The 22560-nt window shown below is 33.4% G+C and carries 20 protein-coding genes and 1 pseudogene; 13 read left to right on the forward strand and 8 right to left on the reverse strand.

The window, feature by feature from the left end:
• Positions 1–47 precede the first annotated feature (47 nt).
• Positions 48–575 (reverse strand): isopentenyl-diphosphate Delta-isomerase, encoded by a 528-nt coding sequence (gene idi, locus AB3G39_RS15280; protein WP_369769483.1) that lies wholly within the window; start codon positions 573–575, stop codon positions 48–50.
• Between the two features lie 169 nt (positions 576–744).
• Here idi and AB3G39_RS15285 point away from each other — a divergent pair, with 169 nt between their 5' ends.
• The 5 genes from AB3G39_RS15285 to AB3G39_RS15305 all read left to right on the forward strand — a co-directional run bounded on the left by AB3G39_RS15285 (position 745) and on the right by AB3G39_RS15305 (position 6374).
• The gene (locus AB3G39_RS15285; RefSeq protein ID WP_369753217.1) at positions 745–1206 is read left to right on the forward strand and encodes a GNAT family N-acetyltransferase; all 462 of its coding nucleotides are present in this window, start codon (positions 745–747) and stop codon (positions 1204–1206) included.
• Between the two features lie 151 nt (positions 1207–1357).
• Complete coding sequence (msrB, locus tag AB3G39_RS15290) at positions 1358–1915, forward strand: peptide-methionine (R)-S-oxide reductase MsrB (RefSeq protein ID WP_367757449.1); 558 nt, start codon at positions 1358–1360, stop codon at positions 1913–1915.
• 1 nt (position 1916) lies between these two features.
• Positions 1917–2558, forward strand: coding sequence for a peptide-methionine (S)-S-oxide reductase MsrA (msrA, locus tag AB3G39_RS15295; protein WP_369769484.1), 642 nt, complete (start codon positions 1917–1919; stop codon positions 2556–2558).
• Between the two features lie 273 nt (positions 2559–2831).
• The gene (locus tag AB3G39_RS15300; protein WP_367773767.1) at positions 2832–5312 is read left to right on the forward strand and encodes an ATP-binding protein; all 2481 of its coding nucleotides are present in this window, start codon (positions 2832–2834) and stop codon (positions 5310–5312) included.
• A 102-nt stretch (positions 5313–5414) separates the two neighbouring features.
• Positions 5415–6374, forward strand: a complete 960-nt coding sequence (locus AB3G39_RS15305; RefSeq protein WP_367773766.1) for a quinone oxidoreductase — start codon at positions 5415–5417, stop codon at positions 6372–6374.
• A 42-nt stretch (positions 6375–6416) separates the two neighbouring features.
• Here the strand turns inward: AB3G39_RS15305 and AB3G39_RS15310 are convergent, their stop codons facing one another.
• Positions 6417–7991 (reverse strand): NAD(P)/FAD-dependent oxidoreductase, encoded by a 1575-nt coding sequence (locus AB3G39_RS15310; protein WP_369769816.1) that lies wholly within the window; start codon positions 7989–7991, stop codon positions 6417–6419.
• 158 nt (positions 7992–8149) lie between these two features.
• Here AB3G39_RS15310 and AB3G39_RS15315 point away from each other — a divergent pair, with 158 nt between their 5' ends.
• Positions 8150–8392, forward strand: a complete 243-nt coding sequence (locus AB3G39_RS15315; protein WP_367773764.1) for a hypothetical protein — start codon at positions 8150–8152, stop codon at positions 8390–8392.
• Between the two features lie 68 nt (positions 8393–8460).
• Here AB3G39_RS15315 and AB3G39_RS15320 read toward each other — a convergent pair whose 3' ends face one another.
• Positions 8461–10656 (reverse strand): RecQ family ATP-dependent DNA helicase, encoded by a 2196-nt coding sequence (locus tag AB3G39_RS15320; protein ID WP_369769486.1) that lies wholly within the window; start codon positions 10654–10656, stop codon positions 8461–8463.
• 95 nt (positions 10657–10751) lie between these two features.
• Between AB3G39_RS15320 and AB3G39_RS15325 the strand changes: the two genes are divergently transcribed.
• The 5 genes and pseudogenes from AB3G39_RS15325 to AB3G39_RS15345 all read left to right on the forward strand — a co-directional run bounded on the left by AB3G39_RS15325 (position 10752) and on the right by AB3G39_RS15345 (position 14112).
• A complete protein-coding gene (locus AB3G39_RS15325; protein ID WP_367773759.1) occupies positions 10752–11717 on the forward strand; it encodes an SIS domain-containing protein in 966 nt (321 codons plus the stop codon).
• Positions 11717–12523 carry a twin-arginine translocase subunit TatC gene (tatC, locus tag AB3G39_RS15330; protein WP_367773757.1) on the forward strand — a complete coding sequence of 269 codons (807 nt, stop codon included), beginning with the start codon at positions 11717–11719 and terminating at the stop codon, positions 12521–12523. The genes AB3G39_RS15325 and tatC overlap by 1 nt, the downstream gene beginning before the upstream one ends.
• A gap of 1 nt (position 12524) precedes the next feature.
• A complete protein-coding gene (locus AB3G39_RS15335) occupies positions 12525–12875 on the forward strand; it encodes a carboxymuconolactone decarboxylase family protein (RefSeq protein ID WP_369769487.1) in 351 nt (116 codons plus the stop codon).
• Positions 12876–12962: 87 nt separating this feature from the next.
• The gene (gene lptB / locus AB3G39_RS15340; protein WP_367773752.1) at positions 12963–13703 is read left to right on the forward strand and encodes an LPS export ABC transporter ATP-binding protein; all 741 of its coding nucleotides are present in this window, start codon (positions 12963–12965) and stop codon (positions 13701–13703) included.
• Between the two features lie 36 nt (positions 13704–13739).
• Positions 13740–14112 (forward strand): annotated as a pseudogene (locus AB3G39_RS15345) (four helix bundle protein).
• A 127-nt stretch (positions 14113–14239) separates the two neighbouring features.
• On the opposite strand, the gene AB3G39_RS15350 reads toward AB3G39_RS15345, so the two are convergent.
• Complete coding sequence (locus AB3G39_RS15350) at positions 14240–15106, reverse strand: glycoside hydrolase family 25 protein (protein ID WP_369769488.1); 867 nt, start codon at positions 15104–15106, stop codon at positions 14240–14242.
• Positions 15087–15812 carry a phosphatidylcholine/phosphatidylserine synthase gene (locus tag AB3G39_RS15355; protein WP_369753210.1) on the reverse strand — a complete coding sequence of 242 codons (726 nt, stop codon included), beginning with the start codon at positions 15810–15812 and terminating at the stop codon, positions 15087–15089. Before AB3G39_RS15355 ends, AB3G39_RS15350 begins: the two co-directional genes overlap by 20 nt.
• A gap of 276 nt (positions 15813–16088) precedes the next feature.
• Here AB3G39_RS15355 and AB3G39_RS15360 point away from each other — a divergent pair, with 276 nt between their 5' ends.
• Together AB3G39_RS15360 and AB3G39_RS15365 are read left to right on the forward strand one after the other, a co-directional pair.
• Positions 16089–17075, forward strand: coding sequence for a PorV/PorQ family protein (locus AB3G39_RS15360; protein WP_369754069.1), 987 nt, complete (start codon positions 16089–16091; stop codon positions 17073–17075).
• 26 nt (positions 17076–17101) lie between these two features.
• Complete coding sequence (locus AB3G39_RS15365) at positions 17102–18238, forward strand: DUF4105 domain-containing protein (RefSeq protein WP_369769489.1); 1137 nt, start codon at positions 17102–17104, stop codon at positions 18236–18238.
• 164 nt (positions 18239–18402) lie between these two features.
• Here the strand turns inward: AB3G39_RS15365 and AB3G39_RS15370 are convergent, their stop codons facing one another.
• From AB3G39_RS15370 to AB3G39_RS15380, 3 genes are all read right to left on the reverse strand, one after another.
• Positions 18403–19797 (reverse strand): sugar transferase, encoded by a 1395-nt coding sequence (locus AB3G39_RS15370; RefSeq protein WP_369769490.1) that lies wholly within the window; start codon positions 19795–19797, stop codon positions 18403–18405.
• 294 nt (positions 19798–20091) lie between these two features.
• Entirely contained in the window at positions 20092–21429 is a 1338-nt protein-coding gene (locus AB3G39_RS15375; RefSeq protein ID WP_369769491.1) for an O-antigen ligase family protein, read from the reverse strand.
• Positions 21426–22508: a glycosyltransferase gene (locus tag AB3G39_RS15380; RefSeq protein ID WP_369769492.1), complete on the reverse strand. Its 1083-nt coding sequence runs from the start codon at positions 22506–22508 to the stop codon at positions 21426–21428. Before AB3G39_RS15380 ends, AB3G39_RS15375 begins: the two co-directional genes overlap by 4 nt.
• Positions 22509–22560: the final 52 nt, after the last annotated feature.

A 22560-nucleotide genomic window follows, 5' to 3' on the forward strand; every position in this document is an offset into this window, starting at 1 on the left:
TTATTATCGTGTATTTTTTTTTAATTCAAAGGCTCAAAACTTACCTTCTATACTTTATGATCTTCTAGAAAATGATAAAACTCGTCAAAAATAATTTTAAACCAAACGGTATAGATCTCTGGATGCAACTGCATATCCTCTTGAACAGCATCGATACTCATCCATTTCCAAGATTCAACTTCTTCGGTATTTATTTCTGGACTTTCACTATAATAGCCAATCATCACATGATCCAATTCATGTTCCGTCAATCCGTTATCAAAAGGAGCTTTATAGATAAAGTGAAATAATTCTTTAAGCTCTGTTTTAAAACCCATTTCTTCAAATAACCTGCGACTTCCAGCTTGGACATTAGTCTCCCCTTCCCTTTGATGACTACAACAAGTATTAGTCCATAACAAAGGAGAATGGTATTTATGGTGTGCCCGCTGTTGCAGCATTAATTCATTTTTACTGTTTAAAACAAAAACAGAAAAGGCACGATGCAACAAAGCCTTTTCATGCGCCTCTAATTTTGGCATCAATCCAATTTGTACATCGTCAGTATTAACTAATATTACGTTTTCTTCTATCATATTTATTTTTAGCATCACAAAAATACAAAAAAGATACAGAAAAAAACAGGCTTTAACGTTCTCTTTCATTTTGTTCATGAGCAAATAAAATAGCGTATTTCACTACTCTATTGATACCGTCCACGTCAATAAACTTTAGTACTTTTGATAATCTTAACGCTACATTACAATGAATTCTATACACATACGAAAAGCCCTTTTAAGCGACCTTACAACACTTCTTGAATTCGAACAAGGAATTATTGAAGCGGAACGTCCGTACGATCCAACATTAAAAAAGGAAAAAATTCATTATTACGATATAGAAAAAATGATTGCAGCTCTCGAAGTTGAAGTTTTAGTTGCTACGATTGACTCCATAATTGTAGGTTCAGGTTACGCACGAATAGAAACTGCAAAACCGTATTTGAATCATATAGATTATGCCTATTTAGGATTTATGTTTACCCATGCTGACTATAGGGGAAAAGGAGTCAATGCTAAAATTATTGAATCATTAAAAGTATGGTGTCGTACTCAGGATATTGTTGAGCTTCGCTTAGATGTATACAATGACAATCCTTCAGCCATTAAAGCCTATGAAAAAGTGGGATTCAAAAAACATTTAATAAACATGAGACTTGGCTTGTAAATATTTCCTGTTAAAAACCAAAAACACTTTAAATACGTAACTATCATTAGTTAAAACTTATACAATTAGCTGTTAAATTGTAAAGTACACGACATTACTTCTTAAAACAGCTGCTTAAATTTGTACTATAAATATTTAATATTATTTACCTATGAAAACAAAATCTTTTTTTAGCCTTTTATTCTTTCTTCCATTGTTTGTAATCACGGCTTGTGGACAAACAGGAAAAAAACAAAACAAAATAGAAAAATCAACAACTATGGAAAATAAAATCAGTAAGCCAGAAAACCCTTATTATTCCAATACTGACACAACAAAATTAGATCTAACGGATGCTGAATGGAAAAAAGTACTTTCGGATGATGTATATGCTGTAACAAGACATGCTGACACTGAAAGACCATTTACAGGAAAATATTGGAACTCTGATGAAAAAGGAACCTATTATTGTGCCGCTTGCGGTAATAAATTATTCCGCTCTAGTGCCAAATTTGCAAGTAGTTGCGGATGGCCAAGTTTCTTTGAACAAGACAATAAAAAAAGTGTAATCTATAAAACAGATAACTCTTTAGGCATGGAACGAATTGAAGCACTATGCGGTCGATGTGGTGGACACCTTGGACACCTATTTGATGATGGACCTGCTCCTACTCACAAAAGATACTGTATGAATTCTATCGCTCTTGACTTTATCCCTGATACTAAATAACATGAAAAAAATATTTTTAATTTGTATTTTGGCCACACTAAGTGCCTGTGGACAAAAAAAAGAAACAAAAATAATAGAGGAAAAACCATCTAATAAAAACAACCTTGAAACTATTACACTTGGTGGTGGCTGTTATTGGTGTGTGGAAGCTGTTTACGAAAATCTAAACGGAGTAAAATCGGCAGTATCTGGATTTTCAGGTGGGAAAAATGCCAATCCTAGTTACGAAGATGTTTCAACAGGAAGAACTGGTTATGTTGAAGTGGTACAAATCACTTATGACAAAACAGTAACAAATTTGAATGAAATATTTCAAGTTTTCTTTACTGTTCATGACCCCACTACGCTGAACCGTCAAGGGGCTGATGTAGGTACTCAATACCGTTCAGTCATTTTCTATAAAAATGAAGAACAACGACTTGCAGCTCAAAATATCATTAACGAACTGAGCAATGCAAAAATTTATAACAGTCCAATTGTTACTGTTGTAGAACCGCTTACCACTTTTTATAAAGCCGAAGATTACCATCAAGATTATTACGCCAATAATAAAAACCAGCCCTATTGTCGAATGGTGATTCAGCCCAAAATTGAAAAATTTGAGAAGTTATTTAAAGATAAACTGAAAAATAAACAACATTAATTATCAAAACCGAAAAGAGATTTTCGGTTTTTTTTATGCTTTAAAAAAGGCATCATTATAACTTCAATTAAAGAATTTGTTTTTATTCTATTCCAACAATTACCACAAAACATTATTTTTTTGGAATGAAATTTGCAAGGTCAAAATCAATTTTTATCAATCCCTTTTTTATGTATATTTGAACTGTAATTCGTATACCTAAAGAATTAATAATTAAATTTTAATAGCGATACCTTTTTTAAAGTATAAAACACAAAATTAATTTCTTAGTTTATGAATAGCAATGATTACATAGATCTATATAGGCAATTACCATCTCTATCTATTGTACTGGATCTTAATTTCAATATAGTAACTGTGACGGATAGTTTTCTAAAATCTACTATGACCGAAAGGGAGAAAATTATAGATCAAAATATTTTTGATATATTTCCTGAAAACCCAAATGAAGAAAATCCTGAGTCCATTACCCATTTAAGAACATCCTTAAATAGCGTATTACAGAAAAAAATAGCTGACACAGTCGACTTTATAAAATATGACATCCAAATACCTACTGAAGAAGGCAGTCATTTTGAAGAACGCTACTGGAAAACAATAAACTCCCCAATTCTTGATTCCAACAACAATGTTACGCTTATAATGATTATTGTTGAAGATGTAACTAAAAAAAAGAAACTCGTTTCAAACAATAAAAAATTAAAAAAAAGCTTAAATCTACTTGCTGAATCGTATGAGTTTTCCGAAGAAATCATCGGGACTATTATGGAACCGATGCTAGTTCTTACGCAAGATTTTAAAATTAAATCTGCCAGTAAATCATTTTGCCAAAAATACACTATCGATAAAGAAAAAACCGAAGGAGTTTCATTGTTTGAAGTAAATAACAAACAATGGGATTTTCCAGAATTTCGGAATCTTCTAACTACTATGCTTGCCAGCGGTAAAGACTTTCATAATGTAGAAATAACGCATGATTTTTCCTCTCTTGGAGAAAAAACAATTATACTTAGTGCGAATTATATTTTTCAAAAAATTCATGATGAAAAAATAATTCTATTAGCCATACAAGATGTTTCTGAAGTAAGACGACTCTCCATTAAACTTCAAGCTAAAGAAAAAAAAGAATTCGAAAAATTACTTGAGGTACAAAAGCAGGCATCTAAGGAGATTGAAGACAGTAATAAACGATTTAATATGATGGTGCTCCAATCCCCATTTGCAATAGCAATATTAAAAGGGAAAGATATGGTAGTCACCTTGGCCAACGACAGTATCAAAGAAATGTGGGGAAAAGGACAAAATGTAGAAGGCAAAAGATTCAATGATATTTTACCTGAACTTATAGACAAGGCCTTTCCTCTATTGCTCGAAAACGTTTTTAAAACAGGTAATCCTTTTTACGGAAACGAACTTCTTGCTCCTATAACGCATAATGGAATTATAAAAGACGCCTATTTTAATTTTGTTTACCAACCTTATTATGAAGCCGACGAAACAATATCAGGAGTTACTATAATTGCCTATGATGTGACTACTCAAGTTTTAGCAAAAAACGAACTAATTGAATCAAAAATTAATGCAGATTTAAAAACAAAAATTGCAGAAGAAGCGGTAAAATCAAAACAGCAATTTTTGTCAAATATGAGTCATGAGATAAGGACCCCAATGAATGCTATTATCGGGTTTACTAATGTAGTACTAAAGACCCCTTTAGATAAATCCCAAAAAGAATACATCAATGCCATTAAAGAATCTGGTGATGCTCTACTTGTTTTAATTAATGACATCCTAGACATTGCTAAAGTAGATGCAGGCAAGATGATCTTTGACCATATTCCTTTTAAATTATCCAAGTCTACTTCAACTATTCTTCTTCTTTTTGAACAAAAAATGAAGGAAAAAAATTTAGAATTGATCTATAAATGCGACTCTGCAATTCCTAAAGTTTTGATTGGTGATCCCATGCGTTTACGTCAGGTTATTTTAAATCTAATGAGTAATGCGATAAAATTTACTTCAAAAGGAAAAATAACTGTAAGTATCAAACTAGTAGATGAAGGTACCGAAAAAGTTACTCTTGAATTCTTAATAACAGATACTGGAATTGGAGTACCACAAGATAGACTAGCACATATTTTTAATAATTTTGAACAAGCAACTAAAGGTACTAGTACTTCCTATGGAGGAACAGGTTTAGGTCTTGCTATTGTGAAACAACTGGTAGAGTTACAAGGAGGATCAATTATCGCCCATAGTGAAGAAGGTAAAGGTTCAACTTTTGGGTTTATTATGAACTTTGAAAAATCTATTGAAATCAAAGAAGAACTAATAGAAGAAATTATTCCAATCCCAGTTATTAAATTTGAAGAGGCGATAACTAATAAAATAAAAGTCTTAGTGGTAGAAGACATGATCTTGAATCAACTTTTACTAAAAATAATACTATTGGATTTCGGATATGAAATTGAAGTCGCAGATAATGGCAAAATCGCAGTTGAAAAACTTCAAAACAATACGTACGATATTGTTTTGATGGATTTACAAATGCCAGAAATGAACGGATTTGAAGCTACAACTCATATTAGAGAAATACTAAAATCTAAAATACCAATTATTGCCTTAACTGCTGATGTCACTACTGCTGATGTCGAAAAATGCAAAGCAGTGGGCATGAATGATTATATTTCTAAACCTATTGACGAAATAGTATTATTCAATAAAATCAACAAACACATCTTCAATCAAAGCTAATTACAAAAAATAGTATCCTTTTATTTTTATAAAAACCTTTTAAGAACGGAAATAGAATTCTAGAATTCTATTTCCGTTCTTTGCAGTACAAAAAAATAAAAAATGAAAGCATTAACTTTTTCAACATTTGGCACTTCAGATGTTCTTGAATATATAGATATCCCTAGCCCTACATTAAAAGAAGAGGAGATTCTTGTGGAAATGCGTGCTATAGGAGTAAACTTCGCAGATGTTTACCGACGAAAAGGCAATTATCATCTTGTAGGAAACCCTCCGTTTATAGCAGGATATGAAGGAGCAGGAGTTGTAGTAGACGCAAACGGAAGTGCTCATTTCAAAATTGGAGACCGAATCGCATTTGCTGACGTACCGTATGCGAATGCCGAATTAGTAGCCGTACCTCTTGACCACGTCATTCCTTTACCAGAATCTATTTCTTTTGAAACCGCTGCAACTGTACTTTTACAAGGCCTAACAGCGCATTACTTAGCAACAGACAGTCATAAAACTCAAAAAGACGAAACAGTATTAATTCATGCTTCTGCGGGAGGAGTGGGACAATTTTTAACTCAAATAAGCAAACTTTTGGGTGCAACAGTTATTGGGTTAACCTCATCAAGTGAAAAAGCGACTGTTTCCTTAAAAAATGGAGCAGACAAAGCATTCTTGTATTCCGAAGACTGGAAAGAGCAGGTGCTGTCCTTTTATCCAAACGGAGTCGATGTGGTTTATGACAGTGTAGGCAGTACGTTAAGCGATAGTTTTGAAGTAACTAAAAATTGTGGACAAGTTGTTTTCTTTGGAATGGCGGGTGGAGATCCTGATTTTATCAATCCAAGAATGCTAATGGATACCTCCAAAACACTTACAGGTGGTGACTTATGGAGTTATTTAACCTCAAAAGAAGAACGAATTAAGAGAGCGCATCAATTGTTTAACTGGATTAGTATGAACCAAATTACAATTGCCAAACCAACCGTTTTTAAACTTTCTGAAGGAAAAAAAGCACACGATTATTTAGAAAGCAGAAAAAGTACTGGAAAAATAATTCTTGTTCCTTAAAAACAGAATACTACTAATTTTGGAACAAACCTCGACTTATTACTAATTCGAGGTTTTTTTATGCAGACTTTCCCCAATCATCAAAGCACATTTCTCCCCGTCAATGGCAGCTGATATTATTCCGCCCGCATAACCTGCTCCTTCTCCGCAAGGATACAATCCTTTTATTTGAAGGTGTTCATAGGAAATAGGATCTCTAGGAATACGAACTGGAGATGATGTTCTTGATTCAGGAGCATGTAAAATAGCTTCATTTGTTAAATACCCACGCATGGATTTCCCAAATTCAGAAAAACCTTCTCTTAATATTTGAGTTAAGAAGCCTGGGAAAACCTGCCCCATTTCTACCGATGTCGTTCCTGGTACGTAAGATGTTTTTGGAATATCAGATGATACTTTATTTTGTGTAAAATCAATCATGCGTTGTGCCGGTACTTTTTGGGTTTCACCTGCAAGATGCCAAGCCTTTTGTTCGATACTTTTTTGAAATTCCATTCCAGCCAAAGCGCCAAATTGAGCAAAAGGTTTGAAATCTTCTAATTTCAATTCGATGACAATCCCTGAATTGGCAGTTGCTTGATCTCTTTTTGATGGAGACCAACCATTGGTCACCACCTCACCAGGACTAGTAGCACAAGGTGCAATTACACCTCCCGGACACATACAAAAAGAATACATTCCTCTACCTCCTACCTGCTTTACAATACTATACGGTGCAGGCGGTAAAAGTACCCCACGATAATCACAACTGTATTGAATGCTATCAATTAAAGATTGTGGATGTTCCGCTCTTACGCCCAAGGCAAAAGGTTTTGCCTCAATAAATATTTTTTTTCTATCTAATAGTTCATAAATATCACGAGCGGAATGCCCCGTGGCCAAAATTAATTTATTAGCCAAAATTGTATCTCCATTTTGAGTTACTATTCCCTCCACTTCATTATTCTTAACCAAAATATCAGTAACTCTGGTTTCAAATAAAACCTGACCACCACATTCAATAATTTTCTCTCGAATATCTTGAATAATTTGTGGCAATTTATTTGTTCCAATATGTGGATGTGCCTCTACTAAAATATCTGGTGTAGCACCATAAGCGACTAACAATTCTAAAATTCGGGTTACATCACCACGTTTTTTAGAACGGGTATATAATTTCCCATCTGAATAAGTCCCAGCTCCGCCTTCTCCAAAACAATAATTAGAATCTTCATTTACAATGTGGTCTACATTAATCGCTTTCAAATCACGACGACGACCACGAACCTCTTTTCCACGTTCGATTACGATTGGCTTCAAGCCCAATTCTATTAATTGCAAAGCCGCAAAAAGACCTGCAGGACCTGCTCCCACCACTAATACTTCTTGTGCGCTGGCAACATTTGGATAATAAGGAAGTTCCAATTTTAATTCCTGAAAAGGTTCCCCTTTCAAATAAACAGCCACTTTCAAGTTAATCTTTATTGCTTTTTGACGTGCATCAATAGAACGTTTTAAAATAACAACATGCTGAATTTCATTAACAGAAACTTTAATTTGTTTCGATAAATGGTCTTTTAGCAACGATTCATTCGCAGCAATTTCTGGAGTTACTTGTAAAAGGAGTTCTTGAGGCATTTTATCTTTTTTAATCATTGCATTACTGTTTCATTTTTTCGAAAAACAAAAACATTTGCAAAAATAGTATTTTGAAGTGGAATTAGTTGATTATTATAAAGTCCATTTTCAAAATAGAGCTGTACCTTTGCTACTTTGAAACTTTGAACCTTAAAATAATGTCTAGAAAAATAAAAATGATATGGGATTTTCGTGGGCCTGCCGCTTCAAAAACGGCGGAACATCATGAAATACATCTTAAAGAATATATTGCAATTGAAAAATTACCTTTGAATATAACTGGCTTCGAAATCCGTAATGAAATGCACGCCATTGCTTTTATGGTAGTAACGGATGAACATATGACACAAGTTCGTGATGGTTTAAAACCGCATCGCGCTGAGATTTACGTCGAAAGTTAAAGTATTAGGTCTTAGGTCCTAAAGATAAAATTCAAACTTTAAGACCTTATAACTTTGAAACATTACTACTAATTAGCTACTTCGCTAATAAATTTGATGCGCATCAAGCGCAATTCATCAATATCATAGTCCCCTTCAAATTCTTTCAAGGCACCTTCTATATTGTCAGATTCTGATTCCATAAAATAATCATGAATTTCTTCTTGCTGCTCTTCATCAAGCATATCATCAACCCAATATTTAATATTTAGCTTCGTTCCTGAATAGACAATTTGTTCCATCTCCTTTATAAGCAGGTCCATTGTTAATCCTTTAGCCTTAGCAATATCATCTAGCGATAATTTTCTATCAATATTTTGAATGATATACAATTTATTAGCTGAATTTACTCCTGTAGATTTAACAACTAAATCATCAGGGCGAATAATTTCATTATCAGCCACATATCGATTGATTAGTTCGACAAAATCAGCACCGTATTTCTTAGCTTTACCTTCACCAACTCCATGAATATTAATCAATTCATTTAGAGAAATTGGATATTTCAAAGCCATATCTTCTAGCGAGGGATCTTGAAAAACTACAAATGGAGGAACCCCAATTTTCTTAGCTACTTTTTTTCTTAAGTCTTTCAACATTCCCATTAAAACCTCGTCAACAGCACCAGTTGATTTTGAAGCTGTCACAATGGCTTCATCAGAGGTTTCATTATATTCATGATCTTCAGACATCATAAAAGAGCTTGGTTTTTTTATAAAACCCAAACCTTTGTCGGTTATTTTTACAATACCATACGTCTCAATATCTTTAGTCAAATATCCCGCAACAAGAACTTGCCTTAATAAAGCCATCCAATATTTTTCATCAAAAGCAATTCCACATCCAAAAAAAGGCTGAACATCCGTTCTATGCGCTTTAATCACTGCATTAACTCTCCCTATTAAGGTGAAAACAATCTCTTTTGATTTGTATAAATGTTTTGTATCTCGTACTACTTCCAGTAGTTTCACTACTTGATCTTGGGCTTCAATTTTTACTTTCGGATTTCTAACATTGTCATCCATATCGGCTCCTTCTCCTGTTTCACTGTCGAACTCTTCACCAAAATAGTGGAGTAAAAATTTCCTCCTAGACATAGAAGTTTCTGCATAAGCAACAACTTCTTGCAGTAAAGCGAAGCCAATTTCTTGTTCAGCAACCGGCTTACCCGACATGAATTTCTCGAGTTTTTCGACATCCTTATAAGAATAATAGGCTAGACAATGTCCTTCACCACCATCTCGACCGGCACGTCCCGTTTCTTGATAATAACTTTCTAGTGATTTAGGAATATCATGATGAATCACAAATCGTACATCGGGTTTATCAATTCCCATTCCAAAAGCGATGGTTGCCACGACGACATCAACATCTTCCATAAGAAACATATCTTGATGTTTAGCCCGTGTTTTTGCATCCAATCCCGCATGATACGGAACCGCACTTATACCGTTTACTTGTAAAACTTCGGCAATAGCCTCCACTTTTTTGCGGCTTAAACAATAAATAATTCCTGATTTACCTTTATGTTGTTTTATAAACCGAATAATATCGGATTCTATATTCTTCGTTTTTGTACGTACTTCGTAATATAAGTTAGGTCTATTAAACGATGCTTTAAAAGTTTTAGCATCGCACATGTCCAAGTTTTTAAGAATGTCTTCTTGGACTTTTGGAGTAGCAGTAGCGGTAAGTCCTATCACAGGAATATCACCCAACTGCTTTATAATATTTTTTAGATTTCTATATTCTGGTCTAAAGTCATGTCCCCACTCTGAGATACAATGGGCTTCATCAATAGCAACGAATGAAACAGTTACACTTTTAAGAAAATTCACATTTTCTTCTTTGGTCAAGGATTCTGGAGCTACATATAATAATTTAGTCAGTCCAGATGTAATATCTTTTTTAACTTGTGCTATCTCTGTTTTCGTAAGGGAAGAATTTAAAACATGGGCAATACCAGCTTCCGAAGACAAACTTCTAATGGCATCCACTTGGTTTTTCATTAAAGCGATCAAAGGCGAAACAACAATTGCTGTTCCTTCTTGTGTTAAAGCGGGCAGTTGATAACAGAGTGATTTTCCGCCACCTGTTGGCATTATAACAAATGTATTTTGTTTGCTAAGCAAACTTTTTATCACCTGTTCTTGTAGTCCCTTAAATTGGCTGAAGCCAAAATATTTCTTTAATTCTTTATGGATGTCAATTTCGTTTGAATTCATTCTTTATTGTATGGTATTATGTGGTATTTTGTATAAATTTGCATTACATAAAGATACTAATTTCTTTTACACTTACAAATTTTAAACATTCTGTTTTGATATCTAAAGAAAATATATTGGCTACCGCCAAAAAAACCATATTAGCTGAGAGTAAAGCAATTACAAAATTAACTGATTATTTAGATGAAAATTTTTCAGACGCTACACAAGCAATCTACAATTCTAAAGGGCGATTGATCGTAACAGGAATAGGAAAAAGTGCCATCATAGCTCAAAAAATGGTAGCTACTTTCAATTCAACTGGTACCCCATCTATGTTCCTTCATGCTGCAGAAGCAATACATGGCGACTTAGGAATGGTACAAAATGATGATATCATTATTTGTATCTCCAAAAGTGGAAATAGTCCCGAAATAAAAGTACTTGTTCCTTTATTAAAACGTTTTGGCAATACCTTAATCGCTATTACTGGTAATACAACCTCATTTCTTGCCAAAGGATCTGACTTTATTCTAAATACAACAGTAGAATCTGAAGCTTGTCCTATCAACTTGGCTCCTACTAGTAGTACAACTGCACAATTAGTGATGGGAGATGCTATGGCAGTATGCCTCATGGAAATACGTGACTTTAAAGCAGAAGATTTTGCTAAATACCATCCTGGCGGTGCATTAGGTAAAAAATTATTACTTAAAGTAAAAGACATGCTGGAACATACACTAAAACCGATGGTTAGTCCTGATACTCCAATAAAAAAAGTTATTTTTGAAATTTCAGAGAAGCGACTTGGAGTAACTGCCGTAGTAGAGAATGACAAAGTAATTGGAATAATCACTGACGGTGACATACGCAGAATGTTGAATGAAAGAGATACATTTGCTGATTTGACTGCAAAAGATATTATGACAAAAAACCCAAAATTAATACAATCCAATGATATGGTGGTAGACGCATTCAATATTTTAGAAGACTTCTCAATAACACAATTGGTTGTTGTTGATCAACAAGAATACAAGGGCGTTTTACATTTACACGACATTTTAAAAGAAGGAATAATATAATGGCAAAGAAAAACCAAAACGAAATGTCGTTTTTAGATCATCTTGAAGATTTAAGATGGTTATTAGTAAGAAGTACAGTCGCAATTATCATCATGGCATTTTTCACCTATTTCATAAGTGATTATTTGTTTGATGTAGTAATATTTGGACCAACAAGACCTTCTTTTTTTACCTATACTTTTTTCTGTGAATTATCGCATTCTATAGGTTTTGCAGATAGTATTTGCATCACCGAAATGCCATTTATCATTCAGAACACAGAAATGGAAGGGCAAGTTAATGTGTTCATATGGATTTGTATACTTGCGGGATTTATTTTAAGTTTCCCCTATATACTATGGGAAATATGGAAATTTATCAGTCCAGCACTTTATACAAATGAAAAGAAAAATGCTAAAATATTCATCTTCTTCTCTTCTTTACTTTTCTTTTTAGGAGTGCTATTTGGATATTTTGTTGTGATCCCTATGTCCGTGAATTTCGTTGCAACCTTTACCGTGAGTGATGTGGTAAAAAATCAATTTACACTAGATTCTTATATTGGAATGGTTAAAACATCCGTTTTAGCAAGTGGATTGTTTTTTGAATTACCTATAATCATCTATTTCTTGACTAAATTAGGACTTGTAACTCCTACTTTTTTAAGAACATATAGAAAATATGCAATTGTATTGGTACTAATCATTGCGGCCATTGTTACTCCTCCTGATGTGGTGAGTCAAACTATTGTTGCTATCCCGATGTTATTAATCTACGAAGCAAGTATCTGGATTTCAGTATTTGTTGTTAAAAATAAAAAAGACTAAAATGGCTGCTATAATAGAAGAATTCAATGAATACCGTTCTAGAATGAACGAAAAATTACTAGCTGACAATAATAAAATTGTAAAGCGAATATTCAACTTAGATACCAATGCTTACGCGGCGGGTGCTCTTGATGTAAAAACCAAAGAGCTCTTAGGTCTTGTTGCTTCGGCTGTTTTACGTTGTGACGATTGTGTAAAATACCATTTAGAAACCAGTTATAAAGAAGGTGTGACCAAAGAAGAAATGATGGAAGCAATGGGAATTGCGACATTAGTTGGTGGAACTATCGTTGTCCCTCATCTACGTAGAGCGTATGAATTTTGGGAGGCATTGGAAGAAGAATCTAAATAATTGTTAACGTATTTAATTACTGATTTGTTTATTCGTTATTTTGTAGCGAATAAACAAATCACCGATTAAACAAATAAACAAATCAATATGATTTTAAGAGCCGAAAATTTAATAAAAACGTACAAAGGAAGAAGTGTTGTAAAAGGCATTTCGGTTGAAGTAAATCAAGGAGAAATCGTAGGTTTACTAGGTCCCAATGGAGCTGGAAAAACGACCTCTTTTTACATGATTGTTGGCTTGGTTAAACCCAATTCAGGTAATATTTATTTGGATGACTTGAACATCACGGATTATCCCATGTACAAGAGAGCACAACAAGGAATTGGGTATTTGGCTCAAGAAGCATCTGTTTTTAGAAAACTAAGTATCGAAGACAATATCTTAAGTGTTTTACAACTGACTACGCTTTCAAAAGAAGAACAGGAAGCCAAAATGGAAAGCTTAATTTCTGAATTTAGCTTAGAGCACATTCGCACCAATCGGGGAGATTTACTGTCGGGAGGAGAACGTCGCCGTACTGAAATTGCGCGTTGTTTAGCAACCGACCCTAAGTTTATTTTACTTGACGAACCTTTTGCTGGAGTTGACCCCGTTGCCGTAGAAGATATTCAGAGAATTGTAGCCCAGTTAAAAAATAAAAATATCGGAATTTTAATTACCGATCACAATGTTCAAGAAACATTAGCTATTACTGATAAAACCTATTTGATGTTTGAAGGTGGCATCTTAAAAGCGGGTATTCCAGAAGAATTAGTGGAAGACGAAATGGTACGTAGAGTATATCTAGGGCAGAATTTTGAATTACGTAAAAAGAAAATTGAGTTTTAAAAAAGTGTTCAGTGTTCAGTAAAAAAAACAGTTGACATGAAATTCCAAGACCTATTAGCGTATCAGAAATCATTTTCATTAGCCATGAAAATTTTTGAAATCACAAAACTATTTCCCAAAGAAGAAATGCATTCATTGACGGACCAAATGAGACGTTCTTCGAGAAGCGTACCAGCTAATATTGTAGAAGCGTATAGAAAAAGAGTATATCCTAGACATTTTCATAGTAAATTAACGGATTCTGATGCTGAAAACTCAGAAACACAAGTCTGGTTAGAGTTTTCACTTAAATGTAACTATATATATATATAAAAGTGTTTATACTGAATTATCAAATGAAAGTAATGAAGTTGGGAAACTAATTAATTACATGATTTTAAATCCCGAAAAATTTGGTGTACAATCCTAAGACAGTACTTACTATTGATAATTTTCTAATAACTATTTAGCAATAAACGCTAAATACTTTAAACTTAAACACTGATCACTGATCACTGAACACTGATCACTGATCACTGAACACTGAACACTGAACACTACTCAACAGTAATAAACCGCAGCTGCTGTAAATCACCATTATATATATTGACATCAATATTTCCTTTTATGCCAGCTATTGAAGCTTTCTCCGTAAATTGCCAAAACAACCAGTTAGCATCAATTTCCTCTCTATAAAAGTTATAATTGGCAATCCAAAAAAGGTAATCCCCAAACTCTTCTTTTAAAAAATCTTCATAGTATTTTTCGCCAGTATAAATAATTGGCTTTACCTTATAATGTTGCTCAACTGCTATCAACCAGCGTCTTAATCCAATTTTCAAACGTTCCAAGGATTGATTTTTTGGTAATTTCTCAATATCCAAAACAGGAGGCAAATCACCTTTTTTCAAGGAAACCGTTTTTATAAATAAAGCGGCCTGTTCCAGAGAATTTTCGTTTGGACGATAATAATGGTAAGCACCACGGATGAACTTATTTTTTTTGGCTCCAAGCCAATTGTCTTCAAAACCTTTATCCAGTCTATCGCTACCGACAGTTGCTCTAATAAAAACAAAATGAATTGGATATTTATTTTCTAAAGAATCCATCTTTTTCCAATTGATATTACCCTGATATTCAGAAACATCCAACCCTACAACCTTACCCTCACTTTTCTCTAAAACTTGAAAATTTCGAACATCAGAAATTCGCTTCTCCTCTGCTTCCAATTGTGACGCATGATTCGATTTAAAGCTAAAATAATAGGCCAAACCATCTCGATAATGATAGGCAATTGTAAAAACAAAAAGAATAACAAATAGCCCTATAGAAAATCGTAAAAGGCGTCCAGAAAAAACGGAGGAACGCTTCTTGGACTTACGAATTACAGTTGTTTTTCTTTGTCTAACGATTTTTTTTCTCATCTAATTTAAAGATGTTACTCACTACAGATAATAGAACATACCCTATGATAATCAAAGGAATTCCTGAAAATTGAAAGAAGATCAACAACAAAAAAGAAAGAAACAAAAAGACAATTTGAAGTGCATTATCTTTAAGATTGAATTTTTTAATTTTTAAAGAAAATAAAGGAATCTCAGCATTCAAAATAGAAGCACTAAAAAGTGTAATGGCCAATAAAACCCATTGATTAGTCAAAAACTCAAGTACAAGTAGAGAATCTGAATATTTTAATACTAGAGGCAAACTCAAAATAAATAAGGCATTTGCAGGAGTTGGTAGACCAATAAAAGAATTCGTCTGACGGGTATCTAAATTAAATACCGCCAATCGATAACAGGATCCCAAGGTGATAATAAATCCCAAGAAAGGCATCCAAGGATTTGATGAAATTTCGTGCTGGCTATTAGTCAGTAAAAAATACATAATATACCCTGGCACAACACCACTAGTTACCATATCCGCTAATGAATCCAATTGCAAACCCAAAGGGCCGGACACTTTAAATAATCGAGCAAAAAAACCATCAAAAAAATCAAAAAAGATCCCAAGGCAAACCATATAAAAAGCCATTTCAAAATCCTTTTCAGACACAAAGACAATAGCAATACAGCCACAGAATAGGTTTAGCAAAGTAATACTGTTTGGAATGTGTTTCTTAATATTCATTGTAATTGTATTTTATAATCTAAGGGGACAAATTTACTATAATAAGTGAATGCAGCGTTAGTTTTTAAAAGAGATTGTTAACAGCCTTTTCGACTTTATCATTTATTTAAGCAATGAGAGAAATAAGCTCGCTAAAAAATTATATTTTTGATGAAATTTAAACAAGCATCCGTTTTGTTAAAAATAAAAAGATTCAAAAAATATCAATTTATTATTCTTCTTTTAGCTTGTTCCCTAAATTACGGACAAACTGTTAGAAAATATTCCAATGAGTTTATGAATATCGGCGTTGATGCTGCTGCCTTAGGCATGGCGAACACGGCTGTAGCATCAACCGATGACGTTAACGCAACCTATTGGAATCCTGCTGGACTAATCAGTTTAAGAGACAATCAAATTGGATTAATGCATGCCAATTATTTTGCCAATATTGCACAATATGATTATATAGCATATGCGAGTCCAATAGATGACCGCAGCGCTTGGGGGGTTTCCTTAATCCGTTTTGGGGTGGATGATATTTTAAATACAACTGAATTAATAGATAGCCAGGGTAATATTGACTACAATAGAATTAGTCTTTTTTCGACAGCCGACTATGGATTTACTTTTTCTTATGCTCGAAAATTGCCCGTTCAAGGATTTCAATATGGAGTAAATGCTAAAATTATTCGACGCATCATTGGCAAATTTGCTGACTCTTGGGGATTTGGTTTTGATATTGGGTTACAATATGAAAAAAACGACTGGAAATTGGGATTAATGGTACGTGACATTACAACAACCTATAACGTATGGAATATTGACGAGAAGGAATACCAAAAAATTGCAGATGCCGTTCCTGGTCAAAATCAAGACCTTCCTGAAAGTACAGAGATTACGGCACCAAAAGCACAATTAGGACTTTCAAAAAAATTTATCATTCGGTATGACTATAGTCTTTTGGCTGCAGCCAATTTAAATATGCGCTTTTCAAAGACAAACGATATATTTTCGAATGATTTTGTTAGTATTGATCCTGCCTTAGGTTTCGAATTTGGCTACTTAGACTTGGTTTTTTTGCGTGCTGGCGTAGGTAATTTTCAAAACATCCAACAATTGGATAATACTAAAAAAGTAGGATTTCAACCCAATATAGGACTCGGATTTAAGTATAAGGGAATTCAAGTAGATTATGCCTTAACCGATTTAGGAAATCAAAGTGCCGCTTTATATTCCAATATTTTTTCACTAAAAGTGGACTTATCTCTTTTTAGAAACTAATTTTCAACTCTTTACAATTTTCAAAAATGAAGACCTCTCTTTTAAAAAAAATAATTTTAACCTTCACTTTTCTAAGCACAATAAACGCTACTTTTAGTCAAACTGCTATTTTATCCGAAAATGCAAAAGTCAGTGTTTTGACCTGTGGGACGGGTAATGAATCCTACTCCCTTTTTGGACATACTGCTATCCGAATTACAGATGCTCCCAATTTTATTGATCTGGTATATAATTATGGCGCTTTTGATTTTAACACCCCTAATTTCGTACCCAAATTTATCAAAGGAGACTTACAGTATTTTGCAGTCACCCATTCTTTCAATGATTTCATGAATGAATACAGGTATGAAAAAAGATCTGTTTATGAGCAGGAATTAGATATTCCTTTACCATTAAAGCAAAAATTGTTTGATAATTTGAATACTTCATTAGCATCTGGCGAAAGTCATTATACTTATAAATTTATCGACAAAAACTGTACCTCGATGGTGGTGGACGTGATTAATAAAACACTAGACACTACTGCAGTTGTAAAAAACACAGATACTGATATTACATACAGAACAATTCTTTACCCCTATTTTGAATATCACTTTTATGAGAAACTAGGAACGAGCATCATTTTTGGAAAAAAAGTGGATGAGTTGGGTACACGTATCTTTTTACCTTTTGAACTACTCAAAAGCTTAAAAACAATTCGTTTTCAAAATCACCTTCTCGCTAATGAAAGCAAAATTCTTTTGGAATCAAATGAAATAGAGGAAAACTCATGGTGGAATAATACATATACGTACTTACTACTTCTTGGATTTATTATTTTAATCAATAAAAAAGGAATAAATCAATTCTATTTTTTAACCATGGGAATATTGGGATTATTCTTTATTTTTATCGGGTTTTACTCCTCTCATCATGAATTAGGATACAACTATAATGTACTCTTATTCAACCCCACCTTATTAGTTCTTGCCTATTTTTATTTTAAAAATAACCGAAAAGGGATTTTAAACTTGGCTTTTTTCAACCTATTTTCTTTAGCGATTTACCTCCTTATACTAATAAACAAAGCACACCTGATGATTGTTATGCCTTTGATAGTAACTTCTGGAATAATAGTAGTGCGATTGGTGATCCAAAACAAACGCATGTTGATTGTCGGTTAACCTTTAACCGTTTTTCGTTCTTCCTATATCGGTCAACGAATATCGAACATCGGTCAACGAACATCAATTATTGTTAACCATTTTACGTCCATCGTGAAGCGAAAATTGGTTTACGAACAACGTAAATCGAGCATGGAACAACGAGTTTTGGTCAACGAATAACATTATTGTCCTCTATAAAATAAAACAGTAGTTATTGTTTTGAGCGTAATATTTAGATCCAAATAAAAACTTCTGTGTTTTATATAGTAAAGGTCATACTGTAGTTTAATCAAACTATCGTCAATCGTTTCACCATAAGCATAATTCACCTGAGCCCAACCTGTAAGACCAGGCTTTATGATATGTCTAGTTTCATAAAAAGGCATGATTGCAGCGATTTCCTTTACAAAATGAGGACGCTCAGGACGGGGACCAATAACTGCCATCTCCCCTTTTAAGATATTGACAAACTGGGGCAGTTCATCTATTCTTGTTTTCCTTAAAAATTTTCCAAAACGAGTAATTCGAACATCATTAGTAGTCGCAAAAACGGCTCCGTTCGATTCCGCATTTTTCACCATCGTTCGAAATTTCAATATGGCAAATACTTGACCATCTTTACCTATTCTTTCTTGAGTATAAAATAATTTTCCTTGATTGGCTAAAGCATTTCCCACGAGTATAAATGGAATAAAAACAACACCAATTGCTAATCCAATTAAAGAAATTCCAATCTCAAACGCTCTTACAACAGACAGATATAATTTATTATGATTGCTCCTACTAAAAGGAAAAAAACGATAAAAATCTCTTGCCATATATTGTACTGGAATGCGATGCGTTTTGCTTTCATATACTTGTGTATACTCTCTAATAATTTTACCCGACTCCAAAAGTGCTAATAATTGAAGATACAACTCGGATGTTATTCCTTGGGTGTTTTTTGAGGCGATGACAATTTCCGAAATACCTTTCTCTCTAACAAATGCAGTCAAATCATCCCTTTTTATATGTTGTACGTAATGATGCTGTTCAAAGTCGTCATTCACTAAGGTATCGGCACTAACATACGCTACTATTTTATAATGGGGATCAATGTTTTCCAATCCTAGTATTAACTCTTCTACTTGATCTTTATCGCAAATAAGTACCGCATTTTGAAGAAATCGATTGGACGCCAAAAACTTAACGTAAAACAACCGCCAAAGAATTAAAGTAAGAAAAAAAACAATATAAAAAACTAAAATCTGCAATCGATTGGATGGCAATACTGGTGAAAAAAAAGGAGTAAGCAGGTAAACTAGAACGGTGGTAGAAACGGTAAGTAAGGTACTTTTTAATATTTGGTATTCATTACTGGAAACTTGTAGGTTATACATCTCAAAAATAGTCCCGAAAACATTGAGATAAATGATTAGGAATAAAGCCCAGTAAAAATTCCCAACCGAATATTTTAAATATTCTAAATCAAATAAATTGCCTACTAAATACAAAGCAGCTACTACAAAAACAATATCAAACAGATAAAGAATTGTTTTTCTTTCTGAGATTTCAAAATGAATTTTGTTTTTGGACATACAGTCGTTTGTGGTTATTGTTGCAATTTAGTGATTTTGTTCAAAAATAGTTACAAATACAATTAAATCTATCAACAACAACATGTTCAAAAATGCTTTACAAATATTTTTTCATCTTCTATTAAATAATGATCAGTACGAAATCGATAGACGCAATGTAGTAGAAGCACCAAGAGTAAGGAGTGAAAGCGGATTTAATCAGTAGAAAAAAAAGGAAAGCAAAATAAAATAAAGCGCACTAGTCTGACCAATAAAAAATCAATAATAATAATAATAATAATAATAATAATAATTCTACCCCTCTCGTTTTGAACTTCCAATTTGAACATTCAACAAAGACAAGGAGTAGACAAAGGCAGGAACAGCGGTTCGCATAGCGGCATGATTAATAGTGAAAAACCAAAAAGCGACAAAGCACAATAAAAACATATTGAATTTATTTTCCAGATATAATACCAATGGGGTGAAAATTAGAATTAATAATCCCAAAATCCCTAAAGAACCATGTTCGGCAAGCATTCGAGTAATTTCATCATGAGACAGTACAAAAATACCCGTTTCCGCTTGCCGTACTTCTACCCCTTTTCCTACTCCTACTCCAAAAATGGGATTATTAAAAAACATACTAATTTCAGTTTGAGCAACATCTTCCCTTCCTGTAAACTGACTTGCTTTTACTCTTCCCGCTGCATCTTGATTGGCATATCTTTTATTGATTAATCCTCCTGTCTGAAAAGAAGTATAGCCCCAAATCCCCATCATGGCAATTCCAATAATGACTACAATATAATTAAGTTTTACCTTTCCTCTGTAATTGGATTTATAATATAGAAACAACAACAATAAAACGATCATTAAAAAACCAGTTACCATACCACCTCTTGAAAAAGTAACCATACCACGATAACTTATGTTAAAAACAATAATTAAATTTAGAATCACCATAAATTTGGTCCGCGATTCCAAAATAATCCTAGAAAAGAAAACAAACATCCCCAAACCTAAAAAAGTAGCCACTTGATTGGGCCCAAAACCTCCGGAAGTTTCAAAATTGGATTGGGTTCCTGTCACTACATCTTGAATATTAGGAGTATAAAAAATAAGGTATATGGTACAGGAAATAATTGGCAAGCCTATACAAAGAAGGATATTATTTACTTGTTCTAATGATATTCGGCGTCTATACGTATATAAAGAAGCAATGGCCAAACAAACGGGACCAGAAATATTAAATGCAATACTATTCCTAAGATTGGTGTCAAAGTTAATAACAAAGGTCGACAGCACCACACTGGGAATCAATAGTAATAAAAACAACCAATAAGGGGTCGCTCCTCTTGAAAAACCAGTATAATACATCCCTAAGAATATAAAAATCATTACCCCATACTTAGAAAATTCATATGTAATATTGCCCCCTGTCATCCGCAGCAGCACCTCAGCTCCTACCACATAGGCAGCTATCATTAAAGCTTCATGATTTTTATTTTGGGTTTTAATCATATAATAAAGACCTAATATAAAAATAGAGTAACCGTATAGTTTAGCTGTAAAAGGCACCAAATAAATAACGAACCCAATAAACACATGGAATAAGATTAAGTAGAGATAAGAGGATTCTTCTTTTTTCATTTCAAAATAGTGGTTTGCAACCAATTTAAATAAGGTATAATAACAGCTTGTTCAGAATAAGTTTCTAGTACAGTTTGAAAAAGAGAGTCACCTAATTGTATTCTTAAATTTTCATTTTCAATGAGTTGCAATAGGTCGTTATAAAATAATTCTGATTCCTGGCTTGGTACCATACATCCATTCACTCCATTTTGAATGACTGAATTGATTTCACCTACATCGGTAACTACAACCGCTATTTTACACAACCCATATTCCAATAGAGCTACTGGTAACCCTTCCGATTTAGAGGTTAATATTCCAATTGTACTTTGTCCCAAAATAGCACTTATATCCGATTTTGTCCCATATATAAAAACGGTCTCTTTTAATTCTAATTCAACAATACTGCTTTTTAATTCATTTGCATACCCGTCCTTACTGTCTTTTCCTACTAAATGAAAAGTCCAATCAGGATGATAAATTTTCAACTTTCTTGCCACCTCTACTAATAAAAAATGATTTTTTTGTTCCCTCAAATTAGCCAAACATACAATCCGCTTCCCTTCTATTCCTTTCAAAATAGTATTCCCTTGAGTTGTATTTTCATCAGATGTAAAATTAGGCAAATACACCGTGTTATTAAAACGCATTTGCACTTTTGCCCAATCCTTTAATTTGTGGTTTACTGCTATAATTCCAGAAAAAAAAGGAAGTACCGCTTTTAATATCTTAATAGGCCTTTTGTGTAAAAACTCACTGTCCCCATAGTGATCATGCCATATTAATTGAATTGAAGGACAAATCAACTTTAAAAGGAAACCAGTAAAAAAAGAGGTACTATGTGCCTGTATAATGGTAATTTTATGCAGTTTTACAAAGGCTTTCAATCGAAACACCGCTTTCAAATCGAAACTTCCTTTTTTATTTAAAAAATGATAAGTCACATTCGCATTAAGTTGCTGTAAAAGCGGTCCCTCAAGTCTCGTAGCTATTAATCCTGAGAACTCCACTTTTTTAGTTAAAGCATTTGCATAATTAACGGCCATACGTTCAGCGCCTCCTGCGGCTAAAGAATCTATGATTTGAAGTATGCGCATGTATTTACTATTTCTATTTTCAAATATATCTCTTTTAAATTTAGTTCGATAA

Origin of the sequence: Flavobacterium sp. WC2416 (assembly GCF_041200095.1) — a bacterium.
Classification (GTDB): Bacteria; Bacteroidota; Bacteroidia; order Flavobacteriales; family Flavobacteriaceae; genus Flavobacterium.

What these genes read in the sequence shown, in the direction of transcription:
- AB3G39_RS15350 (WP_369769488.1), bottom strand. Translation starts at nt 15,106, where the DNA reads ATGAGAAAAAAAATCGTTAGACAAAGAAAAACAACTGTAATTCGTAAG.
- msrB (WP_367757449.1), top strand. Translation starts at nt 1,358, where the DNA reads ATGAAAACAAAATCTTTTTTTAGCCTTTTATTCTTTCTTCCATTGTTT.
- AB3G39_RS15365 (WP_369769489.1), top strand. Translation starts at nt 17,102, where the DNA reads ATGAAGACCTCTCTTTTAAAAAAAATAATTTTAACCTTCACTTTTCTA.
- AB3G39_RS15355 (WP_369753210.1), bottom strand. Translation starts at nt 15,812, where the DNA reads ATGAATATTAAGAAACACATTCCAAACAGTATTACTTTGCTAAACCTA.
- AB3G39_RS15305 (WP_367773766.1), top strand. Translation starts at nt 5,415, where the DNA reads ATGAAAGCATTAACTTTTTCAACATTTGGCACTTCAGATGTTCTTGAA.
- tatC (WP_367773757.1), top strand. Translation starts at nt 11,717, where the DNA reads ATGGCAAAGAAAAACCAAAACGAAATGTCGTTTTTAGATCATCTTGAA.
- AB3G39_RS15375 (WP_369769491.1), bottom strand. Translation starts at nt 21,429, where the DNA reads ATGAAAAAAGAAGAATCCTCTTATCTCTACTTAATCTTATTCCATGTG.
- AB3G39_RS15310 (WP_369769816.1), bottom strand. Translation starts at nt 7,991, where the DNA reads ATGCCTCAAGAACTCCTTTTACAAGTAACTCCAGAAATTGCTGCGAAT.
- idi (WP_369769483.1), bottom strand. Translation starts at nt 575, where the DNA reads ATGATAGAAGAAAACGTAATATTAGTTAATACTGACGATGTACAAATT.
- AB3G39_RS15360 (WP_369754069.1), top strand. Translation starts at nt 16,089, where the DNA reads ATGAATATCGGCGTTGATGCTGCTGCCTTAGGCATGGCGAACACGGCT.
- AB3G39_RS15315 (WP_367773764.1), top strand. Translation starts at nt 8,150, where the DNA reads ATGTCTAGAAAAATAAAAATGATATGGGATTTTCGTGGGCCTGCCGCT.
- lptB (WP_367773752.1), top strand. Translation starts at nt 12,963, where the DNA reads ATGATTTTAAGAGCCGAAAATTTAATAAAAACGTACAAAGGAAGAAGT.
- AB3G39_RS15300 (WP_367773767.1), top strand. Translation starts at nt 2,832, where the DNA reads ATGAATAGCAATGATTACATAGATCTATATAGGCAATTACCATCTCTA.
- AB3G39_RS15320 (WP_369769486.1), bottom strand. Translation starts at nt 10,656, where the DNA reads ATGAATTCAAACGAAATTGACATCCATAAAGAATTAAAGAAATATTTT.
- AB3G39_RS15380 (WP_369769492.1), bottom strand. Translation starts at nt 22,508, where the DNA reads ATGCGCATACTTCAAATCATAGATTCTTTAGCCGCAGGAGGCGCTGAA.
- AB3G39_RS15370 (WP_369769490.1), bottom strand. Translation starts at nt 19,797, where the DNA reads ATGTCCAAAAACAAAATTCATTTTGAAATCTCAGAAAGAAAAACAATT.
- AB3G39_RS15285 (WP_369753217.1), top strand. Translation starts at nt 745, where the DNA reads ATGAATTCTATACACATACGAAAAGCCCTTTTAAGCGACCTTACAACA.
- msrA (WP_369769484.1), top strand. Translation starts at nt 1,917, where the DNA reads ATGAAAAAAATATTTTTAATTTGTATTTTGGCCACACTAAGTGCCTGT.
- AB3G39_RS15335 (WP_369769487.1), top strand. Translation starts at nt 12,525, where the DNA reads ATGGCTGCTATAATAGAAGAATTCAATGAATACCGTTCTAGAATGAAC.